The organism is Streptomyces sp. NPDC088923, from assembly GCF_044749745.1.
GTDB lineage: Bacteria > Actinomycetota > Actinomycetes > Streptomycetales > Streptomycetaceae > Streptomyces.
In genome coordinates this window covers 309,634-323,885 of sequence record NZ_JBIVIO010000003.1, presented here as the reverse complement: position 1 = coordinate 323,885, position 14,252 = coordinate 309,634, and the positions used below count along the sequence as shown (strand labels likewise).

Below are 14,252 nucleotides of genomic sequence, written 5' to 3'. Positions count from 1 at the left end.
GTTGGGCGGGGCCCCTCTCAACGCGTTAGTTCTTCCGTTCGTCCATGATCCGCTTGATCTTGCCGACCGAGCGTTCCAGGGTGTCGGGGTCGACGATCTCGATGCCGACGCTGACACCGATCGTGTCCTTGATCTGCTTGAGGACGACGGCGGCGGCCGCCTCGCGGGCCTCGGGGCCCGAGTCCTGGCGGGCCTCGACGCGGACCGTGAGGTGGTCCATACGACCGCGGCGGCCCAGGTGGATCTGGAAGTGCGGGGCGAGCGCGGGGACGCGGAGCAGGATCTCCTCGATCTGGCTCGGGAAGAGGTTCACGCCGCGCAGGATGATCATGTCGTCGCAACGCCCGGTGACCTTCTCCATGCGCCGCATCCCGGGCCTCGCGGTGCCGGGCAGGAGGCGGGTGAGGTCGCGGGTGCGGTAGCGGATGATCGGGAGGGCTTCCTTGGTGAGCGAGGTGAAGACCAGCTCACCGGAGGTGCCGTCGGGCAGCACCTCGTCGGTGATCGGGTCGACGACCTCGGGCAGGAACTGGTCCTCCCAGATGTGCAGGCCGTCCTTCGTCTCGACGCACTCGCTCGCGACACCGGGGCCCATGACCTCGGAGAGACCGTAGATGTCGACCGCGTGGATGCCCATGCGGTCCTCGATCTCGCGGCGCATCTCCTCGGTCCACGGCTCGGCGCCGAAGACGCCCGCGCGCAGCTTCGTGGAGCGCGGGTCGACGCCCTGGCGCTCGAACTCGTCGAGCAGCGTGAGCATGTAGGAGGGCGTGACCATGATGAGGTCGGGCTCGAAGTCCTGGATGAGCTGGACCTGCCGGGCGGTCTGGCCGCCGGAGGCGGGGATGACGGTGCAGCCGGCCCGCTCGACGCCGTAGTGCGCGCCGAGGCCGCCGGTGAAGAGCCCGTAGCCGTAGCTGACGTGCACGCGGTCCCCGGGGCGGGCCCCGGCGGCGCGCAGCGAGCGGGCGACGAGGTCGGCCCAGTTGCTCAGGTCGCTGTCGGTGTAGCCGACGACGGTGGGGCGCCCGGTGGTGCCGCTGGAGGCGTGCAGCCTGCGGACTCTCTCGCGCGGGACGGCGAACATCCCGAAGGGGTACGTCTCGCGCAGGTCCGCCTTCGTCGTGTACGGGAAGCGGGCGATGTCCTCCAGGGTGCGCAGGTCCTCGGGGCGCACCCCCGCCTCGTCGAACTTGCGGCGGTACAGCGGCACGTTCGCGTAGGCGTGGTCGAGGGTCGCGCGCAGCCGCTCCAGCTGGAGGGCGCGGATCTCCTCGCGGCCGAGCTTCTCGGCCGGGTCGCGCAGCTCGCCGGGGAGTGGCTCCCCGAAGCGCGCCGCGCGGGCGCCCGGGGCGGTCTGCGGCTGCTCTTCGGGCCAGGACTCCGTCGTTCCGGCCTCAGTGGTTGTCATGCTCGTTCCTCCACGCCTCGGATCACACGGCTGCGACCGCGGAACTCCACGACGACGGTGCGCTGGGGGTCCTCGCGCTCGACGCGCACGTCGTACAGACCGCTGCGGCCGAACCGGGTGCGCTCTCTCGCCTCGGCGACGAGTACGTCGCCCTCGAACGCCGGTGCCACGAAATCGATGTCGGCGCCGGCCCCCACGGTCACGGGACCGCGGGAGTTGCAGGCGACGGCGAAGGCCGTGTCGGCGAGGGTGAAGAGAAAGCCGCCGTGGGCGACGCCGTGCCCGTTGACCATGGCACCGGTGATCTCCATCCGGACCCTGGCGGTGCCGTCCCCAGAGGACAGCAGCTCCATGCCCAGGCCCTGGGAAGCCTTGTCCCTCGCCCACATGGCGTGTTCCGGACCCGTGCCGCTCCCGGCGGGAACGGTCGGCTCGGCCGCTCCCGCATTGTGCGCTTCGACCGGCTTCGTGTCACTGCCACGTCCCATGTGGCGCTCACCACCCTTGCTGCCCGACCGAACATTCGGTTAGCTTTCGACCGGGTCAGTAATTCAGCATCCGATTCGCCTGTCAAGGGGTCCCATGTCTTCTCCCGCCACTGCCAGGACCGATTTCTTCGCACGTCACGAGGGTCTGCTCCGTGCCGCCGCCGAGGCGATCGCCACGCGCGGTTTCCACTCGGCCTACCCCGAGTCACCGAGCAAGTCCGTCTACGGCGAGGAGGCCCCCGAGGCCGGTGAGCGCGCCTTCCGCGCCCTGCTGGAGCGGCCTTTCGAGCTGCCGGGCCATCCGGGCGAGGCGGGGGCGGTGGGCGGCGAGGTCTCCCCCTACGGGCCGCGGCTGGGCGTCACGTACCCGCGGCTCGACCCGCGTGAGGCGGTGGCCACCGCGAAGGCGGCGGGCCGCGCCTGGCGCCGTACGAGCCCCGACACGCGGGCCGGGGTCGCGGCCGAGATCCTCGCGCGGCTCAACGCGGCGAGCTTCCAGATGGCGCACGCGGTGCACCACACGACCGGGCAGCCCTTCGTCATGGCCTTCCAGGCCGGTGGCGCGAACGCGCAGGACCGCGGGCTCGAAGCCGTCGCGTACGCCTGGGTCGCGCAGCGCCAGGCGCCCGCCGCGGCGACGTGGGCGAAGCCGATGCGCAAGGGCGAGCCGCTGACCCTGGACAAGACGTTCACGCCCGTCGGGCGCGGCGTCTCGCTGCTCATCGCGTGCAACACCTTCCCGACGTGGAACGGCTACCCGGGCCTCTTCGCGAGCCTCGTCACGGGCAACCCCGTCATCGTCAAGCCGCACCCGGCCGCCGTGCTGCCGCTCGCGCTGAGCGTCCGTATCGCCCGCGAGGTGCTCGCCGAGGCCGGCTTCGACCCGAACACGGTGCTCCTCGTCGCCGAGGCCCCCGAGGACCGCGTCGCGGCGACGCTCGCGACCGACCCCGACGTACGGATCGTGGACTTCACCGGCTCGACCGGCTTCGGCGACTGGCTGGAGCAGAACGCCCGCCAGGCCGCCGTGCACACCGAGAAGGCCGGGCTCAACACCGTTGTCCTCGACTCGACCGCCGACTACAAGGGCCTGCTGCGCAACCTGTCGTTCTCGCTGTCCCTCTACAGCGGCCAGATGTGCACGACCCCGCAGAACCTGTACGTGCCGCGCGAGGGCCTCGCCAGCGATCAGGGCGTCAAGACGCCCGAGGTCTTCGCCGCCGACCTCGCCGAGGCCCTCGGCAAGCTGCTCGGCGACCCGCAGCGGGCCGCCGGGACGCTCGGCGCGCTGACCGGTGAGGCCGTGCGCGAGCGGATCGAGAAGGCGCGCGCCCTCGGCGGCACGCGGTTCGGCGGCGAGCCCCTGACCCACCCGGAGTACCCCGAGGCCGTGCTGCGCACCCCCCTCGTGACGGTGCTCGACGCGGAGCGCGACGCGGAGACGTACCGCGCCGAGTGGTTCGGGCCGATCTCCTTCGTCATCGCGACCGAGTCCACCGCGCGGGCGATCGACCTGCTGCGCGAGACGATCTCGGCGCACGGCGCGCTCACCGCGAGCGTGCACTCCACCGACGAGGAGGTGCTGGAGGCGACCCGCGAGGCCGCGCTCGACGCGGGCGTCCACCTCGCGGAGAACTTCACCGGGCAGGTCTTCGTCAACCAGACCGCCGCCTTCAGCGACTACCACGGCTCACAGGCCAACCCCGCCGCGTCGGCGACCCTCAGCGACTGGGCCTTCGTCACCGGGCGTTTCGCGGTGCTCCAGTCCCGCCGTCCGGCGGTCGCGACCGAGGAGGCCAAGGGTGCCTGAGGACGTCTACCTGATCGACGGGGCCCGTACCCCGCAGGGCCGGTACGGCGGCGCGCTCGCCTCGGTCCGTCCCGACGACCTCGCCGCGCTCGTCGTCGGCGAGGCGGTGCGGCGGGCCGGGGTGCCCGCCGAGGCGATCGACGAGGTGATCCTCGGCGCCGCCAACCAGGCCGGCGAGGACAACCGCGACGTGGCCCGCATGGCGGTGCTCCTCGCGGGCCTGCCGCACACCGTGCCCGGCTACACCGTGAACCGCCTGTGCGCCTCCGGGCTCACCGCGGTCGCCTCCGCCGCGCAGGCGGTCCGCGCCGGAGAGGCCGAGATCGCCGTCGCGGGCGGCGTCGAGTCGATGACCCGCGCCCCGTGGGTCATGGCGAAGCCGGGGACGCCGTGGGCGAAGCCCGGCGAGGTCTTCGACACCTCGCTCGGCTGGCGCTTCACCAATCCCCGCTTCAGCGCCGCCGACCGCGCCGCGGGCCCCGGCGAGGTCCGTACGACCCTCAGCATGGGCGAGACGGCAGAGGAGGTCGCGGCGCTCGACGGGACGACCCGCGAGCAGTCCGACGCCTTCGCGCTCCGCAGCCACGAGCGGGCGGTAGCGGCGGCGGAGGCCGGGCGCTTCGACCGCGAGATCGTCGGCGTCCCCGTGAAGGACGGCGTGGTCACGCGGGACGAGGGCCCGCGCCCGGGTTCCTCGATGGAGAAGCTCGGCAAGCTCCGTACCGTCTTCCGCGCCGACGGCATCGTCACCGCGGGGTCCGCCTCGCCGCTCTCGGACGGCGCCTCGGCGCTCGTCGTGGCGAGCGCGGCGGCCGTGGAGCGGTACGGGCTGACGCCGCGCGCCCGGATCGTCGGCTCGGCCTCGGCCGGGGTCGAGCCGCACCTCATGGGCCTCGGCCCGGTCCCGGCGACGCGCAAGGCGCTCGACCGGGCGGGCTGGTCGGTGGGCGACCTCGGGGCAGTCGAGCTGAACGAGGCGTTCGCCGCGCAGGCGATCGGCGTCATCGACCGGCTCGGCCTGGACGACGCGCTCGTCAACGCGGACGGCGGCGCGATCGCCCTCGGCCACCCGCTCGGCTGCTCCGGCTCGCGCATCCTGCTGACCCTCCTGGGCCGCATGGAGCGCGAGGACGCGGCGAAGGGCCTCGCGACGCTGTGCGTGGGCGTCGGCCAGGGCGTCGCGATGCTCGTGGAGCGGGTGTGAGCGCGGTGGACGACCTCTCGTACGAAGACCTCGCGGCGCGTTCCTTCGCGACGCTCGCCGTCGAGGTGCGCGAGGACCGCGTGGTCGTGACGCTCGACCGCCCCGAGGCGCGCAACGCGATCAGCGGGCTCATGATCCGCGAGCTGCACGCGGTGTGCGCCTGGCTGGAGGAGCACCCCCGGATGCTGCTCCTGACCGGGGCCGGGGGCTCCTTCGCGGGCGGTGCCGATATCGCGGAACTGCTCGAACGGGGCAGGGACCAGGCGCTCCAGGGCGTCAACAGCCGGCTCTTCGAGCGGGTGCGCAGGCTGCCCATGCCGACGCTGGCCGCCGTGGACGGCTGGGCGCTCGGCGGGGGCGCCGAGCTGAGTTACGCGTGCGATCTCAGGATCGCCGGGCCGAAGGCCGCCTTCGGGAACCCGGAGCCCGGCCTCGGCATCCTCGCGGCGGCGGGCGCGGCATGGCGGCTGCCCGCGCTGGTCGGCGAGTCGGTCGCCAAGCAGGTGCTCCTCGCCGGGCGCACCCTGGACGCGCGGGCGGCGCTCGCCTGCGGGCTCGTCATGGACGTCGTACCGGCCGAGAAGCTGCTCGACGAGGCGCACGCGGTGCTCGACCGGATGGCGAAGTCCTCCGCGACGGCGCTGCGGCTGACGAAGCTCGTCGTGGACGCGCCCGGGGCCCATCCGGTCGCCGACGACCTCGCGCAGGCCGTGCTGTTCGAGGGGCAGGACAAGAAGGACCGCATGACGAGATTCCTGGACCGCAAGCGGGACCGGGAAGCGAGCGGCGGGAACAACGGCAATGAGGGCCCCGGTACGGCGGGGCACCAGTCCTCCGGCACGCCGGAGGCCGGGAGCGAGCGGACGGAGGGCCGGGCATGAGCGCGGCAGTGCCGAAGCAGGCCGGGGTCATCGGTGGCGGGCGGATGGGCGCGGGCATCGCGCAGTCCTTCGCCACGGCGGGCGCGGCCGTGACGGTCGTCGAGCAGGACGAGGCGGCGGCGGCGAAGGTGCGCGAGCGCATCGCGGGTTCCCTGGAGCGCGCCGCGAAGCGCGGGCTGCTGCCCGCGACCCCGGAGGAGATCCTGGGGCGGCTCGCCTTCGTGGGCGACGTGAGCGGACTCCCCGCCGAAGCGGACGTCGTCGTCGAGGCCGTACCGGAGAACGCGGGCCTCAAGGCGAAGCTGCTCGCGGCGGCCGAGCGGGTCGTCGGCGCGGACACCGTCCTCGCGACCAACACCAGCTCCCTGTCCGTCACCGAGCTGTCGACCGCCCTGACCCGTCCCGGCCGGTTCCTCGGCATGCACTTCTTCAACCCGGTGCCCGCCTCCGCGCTCGTGGAGCTGGTCGTCCCGGAGGCGACGGAGCGGGCCGTCGTGGACCTCGCGCTCGGCTGGACCGCCGGGCTCGGCAAGAAGGACGTCGTCGTCAAGGACTCGCCCGGCTTCGCGAGCAGCCGCCTCGGGGTCGCGCTCGGCCTGGAGGCGATCCGCATGGTCGAGGAGGGGGTCGCCGAGCCGCGGGCCATCGACGACGCCATGACCCTCGGTTACAAGCACCCGATGGGACCGCTGCGCCTGACCGACCTCGTGGGGCTCGATGTGCGGCTCGCGATCGCCGAGTACCTGCACAGCACGCTCGGGGAGCGGTTCGCGCCGCCCGCGCTGCTGCGCGAGAAGGTCGCGCGCGGCGAACTGGGGCGCTCGACCGGGCAGGGCTTCTACACGTGGAACGACTGAACGCGACCGCTGGACCGGCAAGGACACGTACGACAGCTACCGGAAGGAGGGGCGGGCGATGACCGAGACCACCGCGACCCCGCTCGCGCACGAGGACGAGCTGAGCGCCCACTTCGACGCGACGATCGCGCGGGACCAGCGTGTGGAGCCGCGCGACTGGATGCCGGAGGCGTACCGCAAGACGCTCGTGCGCCAGATCGCGCAGCACGCGCACTCCGAGATCATCGGGATGCAGCCGGAGGGCGACTGGATCACGAAGGCGCCCTCGCTGCGCCGCAAGTCCATCCTCTTCGCGAAGGTGCAGGACGAGGCGGGCCACGGCCTGTACCTCTACAGCGCCGCCGAGACGCTGGGCGCCGACCGCGCCGAGCTGACCGAGATGCTGATCGAGGGCCGCCAGAAGTACTCCTCGATCTTCAACTACCCGACGCCGACCTTCGCCGACGTCGGTGTCATCGGCTGGTTCGTGGACGGCGCCGCGATCTGCAACCAGGTGCCGCTGTGCCGGTGCAGCTACGGCCCGTACGCCCGCGCGATGATCCGCGTGTGCAAGGAGGAGTCCTTCCACCAGCGGCAGGGCTACGAACTCCTCATGACGATGACGCGCGGCACCGAGGCGCAGCGCCGCATGGTGCAGGAGGCCGTGGACCGCTGGTGGTGGCCCTCGCTCATGATGTTCGGGCCGCCCGACGGGGACTCGCCGCACTCGGCGAAGTCGATGGCCTGGCGCATCAAGCGGCACTCCAACGACGAACTGCGCCAGCGCTTCGTCGACATGACGGTGCCGCAGGCCGAGCACCTCGGCGTCACGCTCCCCGACCCGGAGCTGCGCTGGAACGAGGAGCGGGGCAGGCACGACTTCGGCACCCCGGACTTCGAGGAGCTGAAGCAGGTCATCTCGGGCAACGGCCCGTGCAACGAGGAGCGGGTCGCGCGGCGCAGGTCCGCGCACGAGAACGGCGCCTGGGTGCGCGAGGCGGCCGCGGCACACGCGGCCCGGCACGCGGGCGACCGCGGGAAGAGCGAGGTCGTGGCATGAGCGGGACGAGCGAGCAGGACACGGCGGCCCCGAGGGACTCCTGGCCGCTGTACGAGATCTTCGTACGGGGCAAGCGGGGCCTGAACCACGTGCACGTCGGCTCGCTGCACGCGGCCGACGACCGGATGGCGCTGACGAACGCGCGTGACCTGTACACGCGGCGCAACGAGGGCGTCTCGATCTGGGCGGTGCGCAGCGAGGACATCGCGGCCTCGGCGCCGGACGAGAAGGACCCCTTCTTCGCGCCGAGCGGCGACAAGGTCTACCGGCATCCGACGTTCTACGACATCCCGGCGGACGTCCCGCACATCTGACGTGCCGCCGCCTCCGGGCGGGGCGCCCCGCTTTCTTCAGGATTTCAAGGAGTAGTGAGCGCAATGAGCGACGATCACCTGTCGCTGGCCGCCGACGCGGCCGAGGGCGACGGTCACTGGGCCTTCGGCACCGGGTTCGAGGACCCGCTGCACGGCGTGGACACGACCGTCCCCGAGGGCGTGGACACGGCGGCGCTCGCGGCGCTGTGCCTCGCCCTCGGTGACGACGCGCTGGTGAGCGCGCAGCGGCTGGGCGAGTGGGTCACGGCGGCACCCGAGCTGGAGATCGAGCTGGCCCTCGCCAATATCGGCCTGGACCTGCTGGGCCAGACGCGGCTGTTGTACGCGCGGGCCGGGCTGCTCGACGGCACGGGCCGCGACGAGGACGCGTACGCGTACTTCCGCGACGCCGACGAGTTCCGCAATCTGCGGATCACGGAGCTGCCCAACGGGGACTTCGCCTACACCGTGCTGCGGCTCCTCGCGCACTCGGCGTGGCGGCTCGCGCTCCTGCGCCGGCTCACCTCCGCGCCGGACCCGGTCCTCGCGGCCATCGCGGCCAAGGGTGTCAAGGAGCTGGCGTACCACCGCCAGTTCGCCGCCGACTGGGCGATCCGGCTCGGTGACGGCACCGAGGAGTCGCACCGCAGGATGACGGAGGCGGCGCGCGCGCTCGCGCCGCTGCTCGCCGAGTTCGGCCGCGACGGGAGCGCCGCCTTCCTCGGAGTCGACGCCGCCGAGGTGGCGGCGGAGGCGCGCGAGGTGTGGGAGCGGGTGCTCGGCGCGGCGACGCTGGAGCTCCCCGAGGCCGTCGCGGAGAGCGCCGACGGGCGGCGGGGCGCGCACACCGAGCACCTGGCCCCGCTCCTGGCGGAACTCCAGGTGGTGGCGCGCGCGCACCCGGGGGCGACGTGGTGAGCGCGGCGGCCCCGGTCACCGACCCCCGCCTGCGGGCCGCCTGGGAGGCGGCCGGGCGGGTGCCCGACCCCGAGCTGCCGATGCTGAGCCTGCACGACCTCGGGGTACTGCGGGATCTCGGGTACGAGGAGGACGGCACGCTCGTCGTGTCGCTCACGCCGACGTACTCGGGCTGCCCGGCGATGGCCGAGATGCGCGCGGCGACGGTACGGGCCCTGAACGAGGCCGGTTTCGGCGCGGTCCGGGTCCGTACGGTGCTCGATCCGCCGTGGACGACGGACTGGATGACGCAGGAGGGCCGCGCGGCCCTCGCCGCCCACCACATCGTCCCGCCGGGCCCCGCGCCGGGTGGCCGCCGCGGCGGCCCGGTCCCCCTCTCCCTCTCCCCCACCCGTCACGCGGGCGAGGCCGAGGCGGTGCGCTGCCCGCAGTGCGGGGCGGACGACGCCGAGGAACTGTCCCGCTTCTCCGCGACGTCCTGCCGCTCCCTGCACCGCTGCCGCACGTGCGGGGAGCCGTTCGAGCGATTCAAGGAGATCTGAGGAGCATGGACCGCCGCGCCCGCGCTGCGAGCGGACGGCGTGCGAAGGGTCAGCCGCGGGCGGTGTCAGGGGCCTTGGGCTGCTCCGGGGCATCGCCGTGGTCCGGTACGGGGAGTTGGGCGCCGCCCGCGAGAGCCGAGCGGTGGGCCACGATGCCGGGCAGTGTGTAGCGGGCCGCCGTCCAGGCGTTGACGGGGGGCTGGGTGCCGCTGAGGCAGGCGGTGACGAAGTCGTCGGCGAGGAACTGGTGCGAGCCCTCGTGGCCGTTGGGCCGGCCGGCGAAGGCGGCCGGGAGCCGGGTGCGGTCGTGGACCTGGGCGAAGCCGCTCACGAAGGCGTCGCGCAGCGCGGGGTCGATGTCGGCGAGCGCCGCGTCGTCGAGGCCCGTGCTGGGCGCGGTGCGCAGCAGTGCCTCGACGCTGACGGCCTTCTCCTTGTCCTGCCAGAGAGATTCCGTGGCGAGTTGTTCGAAGGAGCCCTCGGTGCCGAGGAAGCGGAACCGGGACTCGCGCACGGGCGAGGGGTAGCCGACGCGACGGAACTCGTTGGTGCGTACGACGCCGCCGTCCGCCGTGCGGAAGAGCGCGGTGGCGTTGGAGATGTCGTTGCCGAAGCGGCTCACCTCGCGGTCGAAGACACCGTCGTCGCGCTTGTCGGTGACGCCGAGGCAGGACACCGAGGTGACGTGGGAGCCGGTGACGGCCAGGACCCCGCCGAGAGCGTGGGTCGGGTAGTGCATGGGCGGGAAGCTCGCCGTCTCGCGCCAGCGCTCGCCCCCGCTGTAGCGGTAGGCGTCGTAGAAGCCGAGGTCCATGTCGTGGACGTAGTCGCCCTCGGAGTAGAAGATCTCTCCGAAGGCGCCCTCCGCCCTGCGCGCCCGGCAGTAGACGGCGGCCGGGTTGTAGTAGCTCGTCTCGCCCATCATGTACGTCCGGCCGCCGGCACGGACCGCCGCGATGATCGCGGTGATCTCGTCCTCGGTGAAGGCCATGGGGACGCTGGAGTAGACGTGCTTGCCGGCCTCCAGGGCGGCCACCGCCATCGGGCCGTGGGTCCAGCGCTGGGTGAACAGGGCGAGGGCGTCGACGTCCGAGGCGCACGCCTCCTCGAAGGAGGCGAAGGTGCGTGTGACGCCGTGGCGGGCGGACTCGGCCTCGCGACGCTCCGGGTCGGTTTCGGCGACGGCCACCTCGCGCACGCCCGGGTGGGCCTGGAAGAGGGGGATGAAGGCACGAGCGAACTGGCCCGCGCCGACGACGGCGATGCTGATGCTCAACGGGTGCTCCTGGCGGGGGAGGTGGCTGTCCGGGGGTCGGGGGCGGGGCCCGGCGACGGGCAGTCAGCGCGCCTTGCGGAGAACCCCGCTCGTACGCGGAGCGGAGCTGATCGCCGCCCTCCTCGCGCCGGTCGGCGTGGGCTTCCCTGAGCGCGCTCGGCGGCCTGTCGCCGGTCACGACACCGGTCATGAGGTCGTTGACGAGCTGCTGGCGAGCAGGAGTCTTGCCGATGGCCGCCCGGGAGTACAGACCGTGGGCCGGATCGGTCCGACTCGGCGGCATCGCGTCACGGATGTACTTCCGGCCGTCGGCGGCGACGTTCGCGGGCACGGCGTACCGCGCTCGCCGCCGCGGGGGCGGGGCTGATGCGGGTGGCGGGTGGGAGCGCGGCGGGGGGAAGCGCGGTGGAGCGGGGCGGGTGGGAGCGCGGCGGGAGCGGGGCGTGTGCGGGTGAGGGCCGGAGGGAGGGCGCCGCTCGTCACCCGCTCAGGGCGTCCGCCTCGATGACGGCGTCGGTGAAGGCGTCGGGGCGTTCCTGGGGCACGTTGTGCCCGGCGCCGGGGACCACGTGGTGCTTCCAGGGCCCCGTGAAGTGGGCCGCGTAGCCGCTCCCGTCGGTCCAGGGGATGACACCGTCCGCGTCGCCGTCGAGTGTCACCGAGGGGACCACGATCCTGGGCTGCTCGCGCAGGCGCGCCTCCAGTCCCGCGTACTCGGGCGCGCCCGGCGCCGCGTCGAGACGGTGCCGGTAGCCGTGGATGACCACGTCCACGTAGTCGGGGTTGCCCCACAGCTTCGCCGCCCGCGCGAACTCGGCCTCGGTGAAGCGCCATTGGGGCGAGTTGTACTTCCAGACGACGCGCGCGAGTCCTTCGCGGTCCTCGCTCAGGCCCTTGCGGCCGCGCTCGGTGGAGAAGTAGAAGAAGTACCAGTAGCCGAACTCGGTCGAGGCGGGAAGGGGCTTGCGCGCCACGGCGAGGTCCTGGATCAGGTAGCCGTTGACGGAGACGAGGCCGGTGCAGCGCTCCGGCCACAGCGCCGCCGCGACGTCGGCGGCGCGACCGCCCCAGTCGTACCCCGCGAACAGGGCGCGCGGGATGGCCAGCGCGTCCAGGAACGCGAGGAGGTCGGCGCCCAGCGCGGCCTGTTGGCCCGAGCGGAGGGTGTGCGTGTGGCGGAAACGTGTCTCGCCGTGACCGCGCAGGTAGGGCACGTAGCAGCGGTACCCGCGCCGGGCGAGGGCGGGCGCCACCGCGCCGTACGAACCGACCGGATCGAACGGCCAGCCGTGCAGCAGCACGACGGGCTTGCCGTGCGCGGGGCCGAGGTCGTGGTAGGCGATGTCGAGGACGTCGGTCCGCACGTGCCGCAGGGGTCCCATCGCCTCGCGCGCCGCATCGGTCGTCGTATCCGCCGCCGTCCGCACGTGTCCTCGTCCGTCGTTCACGTGGTTCCTCTCGCTGGTCCCGGGTGATGTGTGTGGTCGTGCTGGTCATACGTGTCGCGGTCGCCCGGGGTCAGCGCCCCAGGCTCGGGCCGCGCCTGCCGCGCCCCGTCAGGCCGCCATGCGCAGCGGGCCCGCGAAGGACTTGCGGAGCGAGGAGGGGCCGACCAGGGGGAGCAGGGCGGCGAGGAGTCTGCCCTTGGCGGTCGCGGGGGTACGGGTGAGCTCCACGTCGATGCGGGAGCCCGCGCCCTGCGGGGTCATCCGGAAGGTCCAGCCGCCGCCCGCGCCGAACAGCTTCGAGTCGAGCGTGGTGATCGTGACCTGTGCCGCCGCCTCGTCCCACTCGTAGCGAGCGCGTTCCCAGGCGGCGGAGGTTCCCTCGGTGACCTCCGCCCAGTCGGCGCCCCGGGCGTGGACCGTGAAGTGCTCCTCGTCGATCGACGGCCACTGCCGGGGCCGCGAGGGCCCGAAGTCGGTGAGGACGGCGAGGGCCTGCGAGGGCGTGAGGGTCGAGTCGAGGTGGAAGCGGACGACAGCCATGGAAGATCCCCCAGGCGCTACGGGAACCGGCCATGAGTAACCGGTTCGACTGGTGATGATCCTGGCACGCACTTCATAACCCGTCAAGACGGTTACTTCCATCGCGTCCCTTCGCCGCCGGTATCCGTCCATACGCCGACAGCACCCTCCACGCCCCCCTCACGCGCGCCGCCGGTTCAGCAGCCACCACGACGTCACCAGGTCCTCTGTGCGTCGCAGGTTCAGGTCCGTCAGCTCCTGGAAGCGGCCGACCCGGTACCGCACGGTGTTCGGGTGCACGGCGAGCCGCCGGGCCACCTCCCGTACGTCCTGGTCGCATTCGAGGTAGACCCGCGTGGTGTGCTCGATCTCGTTGCTGGAGCGCCCCGCGCCGTCGAGTGCCGCCAGGTGCCGGGCGGAGAGGTTGTCCGCGGTGAGCGGGTCCGCGAGGACGAGGGGCCGCGGGCCGAGGCCCGAGAGGCGCACGACGCCGGACATGGCGAACTGCCGCGCGGTCTCCAGCGCGAGCACCGCTTCGCCGAAGCCGGTGCCGAGCCTGTCGAGCGGCAGCGCCGGACCCGCCGCCACCAGGTGTCCCGCGACCGAGTCCGGCGCCCTCGGCGCGATGAAGCCCAGCACGGTGCCGACCTGGGCGAGCAGGAGGCGGTCGGCGGGGAGCCGCAGGGCCCCGGCGACGGCGAAGCGCAGCGCCTCCGCGTCGGCGTCGTTCGCGGCCCGCGCGGCGAGGGCGACGTGGCGCGCCTGAGGCACGAGCCCGAAGAGGCGCGCGTCGTGGCCGATGCGTTCGGCGGGGAGGGTCCCGCCGAGCACGGCCGCCGCGAAGGCGGCGCGGCGTTCGGCGTCGAACTGGACGCGCTCCAGGGCCAGATCACGTTGGACGCGGGTGAAGATCTCGGCCGCCTCGTGGGTGAACTCCCAGGTGCTGTCGTGCGCGGCGAGCAGGAGTGCGGGCGGCAGGCCCACCGCGGCCCCGACCTCGTCCATGAGGGCCAGCATCACCCGGGAGCCCCACTGGTACCCGAGGGCGAGCACGTCGGGCGGCACCCCGTGCGCGGCTCGCTCGCTCGCGAAATCGGCGAGCGTCTCGCGCAGCGCCGCGTCGGGCACGCGCAGCGCGGACAGCTCCGCGAGAACGACGTCCATGAACCGCCGTGCGGAGGAACGGATGTCCTCGGGTCCGAGCACGGCGTAGCCGGGCACGTGCCGGCGGAGCAGCGCGAACACGCGGTCGGCGAAGACCTCCCTCAGCCCGCGCAAGCGCTCCACGGCGGCGGCCACCGCCGCGCGGGCCGGGGGGTCGAGGCCGGCCAGGTCCGGCAGGCCCCGGCGCTCGGGCCATGTGTGGGGTGTCTCGGCTTCGATGGCGACGGCCTCCTCAACCAGGTTCGCTCCAGGAGGGGTTGGGCGCGCCACAGAGGTCGGGCGCTGCCGTCCCCGGGCGGCCCGGCGGACTGTACCACTGCCCAAAGTTGTTTGTGTCGAGAAACATAGACGCGCGCACGAGGTCGACGTTAGAACTACGCA

General features: G+C 73.3%; 14 protein-coding genes. 8 read left to right on the top strand and 6 right to left on the bottom strand.

Going from position 1 to position 14,252, the window contains the following annotated elements:
- Positions 1-25: 25 nt before the first annotated feature.
- Positions 26-1,411 carry a phenylacetate--CoA ligase PaaK gene (gene paaK, locus ACIP4O_RS16915; RefSeq protein WP_401575221.1) on the bottom strand — a complete coding sequence of 462 codons (1,386 nt, stop codon included), beginning with the start codon at positions 1,409-1,411 and terminating at the stop codon, positions 26-28.
- Positions 1,408-1,899 (bottom strand): hydroxyphenylacetyl-CoA thioesterase PaaI, encoded by a 492-nt coding sequence (gene paaI, locus ACIP4O_RS16910; protein WP_401575219.1) that lies wholly within the window; start codon positions 1,897-1,899, stop codon positions 1,408-1,410. Before paaI ends, paaK begins: the two co-directional genes overlap by 4 nt.
- 94 nt (positions 1,900-1,993) lie before the next feature.
- Between paaI and paaN the strand changes: the two genes are divergently transcribed.
- From paaN to paaD, 8 genes are all read left to right on the top strand, one after another.
- Entirely contained in the window at positions 1,994-3,709 is a 1,716-nt protein-coding gene (gene paaN / locus ACIP4O_RS16905) for a phenylacetic acid degradation protein PaaN (RefSeq protein WP_401575218.1), read from the top strand.
- Positions 3,702-4,913, top strand: a complete 1,212-nt coding sequence (locus ACIP4O_RS16900; protein WP_401575217.1) for a thiolase family protein — start codon at positions 3,702-3,704, stop codon at positions 4,911-4,913. Before paaN ends, ACIP4O_RS16900 begins: the two co-directional genes overlap by 8 nt.
- A 5-nt stretch (positions 4,914-4,918) precedes the next feature.
- The gene (locus ACIP4O_RS16895; protein WP_401575501.1) at positions 4,919-5,794 is read left to right on the top strand and encodes an enoyl-CoA hydratase/isomerase family protein; all 876 of its coding nucleotides are present in this window, start codon (positions 4,919-4,921) and stop codon (positions 5,792-5,794) included.
- Positions 5,791-6,651, top strand: a complete 861-nt coding sequence (locus ACIP4O_RS16890) for a 3-hydroxyacyl-CoA dehydrogenase family protein (RefSeq protein ID WP_401575216.1) — start codon at positions 5,791-5,793, stop codon at positions 6,649-6,651. The genes ACIP4O_RS16895 and ACIP4O_RS16890 overlap by 4 nt, the downstream gene beginning before the upstream one ends.
- Before the next feature lie 58 nt (positions 6,652-6,709).
- Positions 6,710-7,690: a 1,2-phenylacetyl-CoA epoxidase subunit PaaA gene (gene paaA / locus ACIP4O_RS16885; protein ID WP_401575215.1), complete on the top strand. Its 981-nt coding sequence runs from the start codon at positions 6,710-6,712 to the stop codon at positions 7,688-7,690.
- Positions 7,687-8,004, top strand: a complete 318-nt coding sequence (paaB, locus tag ACIP4O_RS16880) for a 1,2-phenylacetyl-CoA epoxidase subunit PaaB (RefSeq protein ID WP_361324281.1) — start codon at positions 7,687-7,689, stop codon at positions 8,002-8,004. Before paaA ends, paaB begins: the two co-directional genes overlap by 4 nt.
- A 63-nt stretch (positions 8,005-8,067) precedes the next feature.
- A complete protein-coding gene (gene paaC / locus ACIP4O_RS16875; protein WP_401575214.1) occupies positions 8,068-8,922 on the top strand; it encodes a 1,2-phenylacetyl-CoA epoxidase subunit PaaC in 855 nt (284 codons plus the stop codon).
- A complete protein-coding gene (paaD, locus tag ACIP4O_RS16870) occupies positions 8,916-9,464 on the top strand; it encodes a 1,2-phenylacetyl-CoA epoxidase subunit PaaD (protein ID WP_401575213.1) in 549 nt (182 codons plus the stop codon). The genes paaC and paaD overlap by 7 nt, the downstream gene beginning before the upstream one ends.
- A gap of 49 nt (positions 9,465-9,513) precedes the next feature.
- On the opposite strand, the gene ACIP4O_RS16865 is transcribed toward paaD, so the two are convergent.
- The 4 genes from ACIP4O_RS16865 to ACIP4O_RS16850 form a co-directional block, all read right to left on the bottom strand.
- Positions 9,514-10,740 carry a Gfo/Idh/MocA family protein gene (locus ACIP4O_RS16865; protein WP_401575212.1) on the bottom strand — a complete coding sequence of 409 codons (1,227 nt, stop codon included), beginning with the start codon at positions 10,738-10,740 and terminating at the stop codon, positions 9,514-9,516.
- A 479-nt stretch (positions 10,741-11,219) separates the two neighbouring features.
- Positions 11,220-12,188: an alpha/beta fold hydrolase gene (locus ACIP4O_RS16860; RefSeq protein WP_401575211.1), complete on the bottom strand. Its 969-nt coding sequence runs from the start codon at positions 12,186-12,188 to the stop codon at positions 11,220-11,222.
- 108 nt (positions 12,189-12,296) lie between these two features.
- The gene (locus ACIP4O_RS16855; protein WP_401575210.1) at positions 12,297-12,728 is read right to left on the bottom strand and encodes a hypothetical protein; all 432 of its coding nucleotides are present in this window, start codon (positions 12,726-12,728) and stop codon (positions 12,297-12,299) included.
- Positions 12,729-12,887: 159 nt separating this feature from the next.
- The gene (locus ACIP4O_RS16850; protein ID WP_401575209.1) at positions 12,888-13,994 is read right to left on the bottom strand and encodes a PucR family transcriptional regulator; all 1,107 of its coding nucleotides are present in this window, start codon (positions 13,992-13,994) and stop codon (positions 12,888-12,890) included.
- Positions 13,995-14,252: the final 258 nt, after the last annotated feature.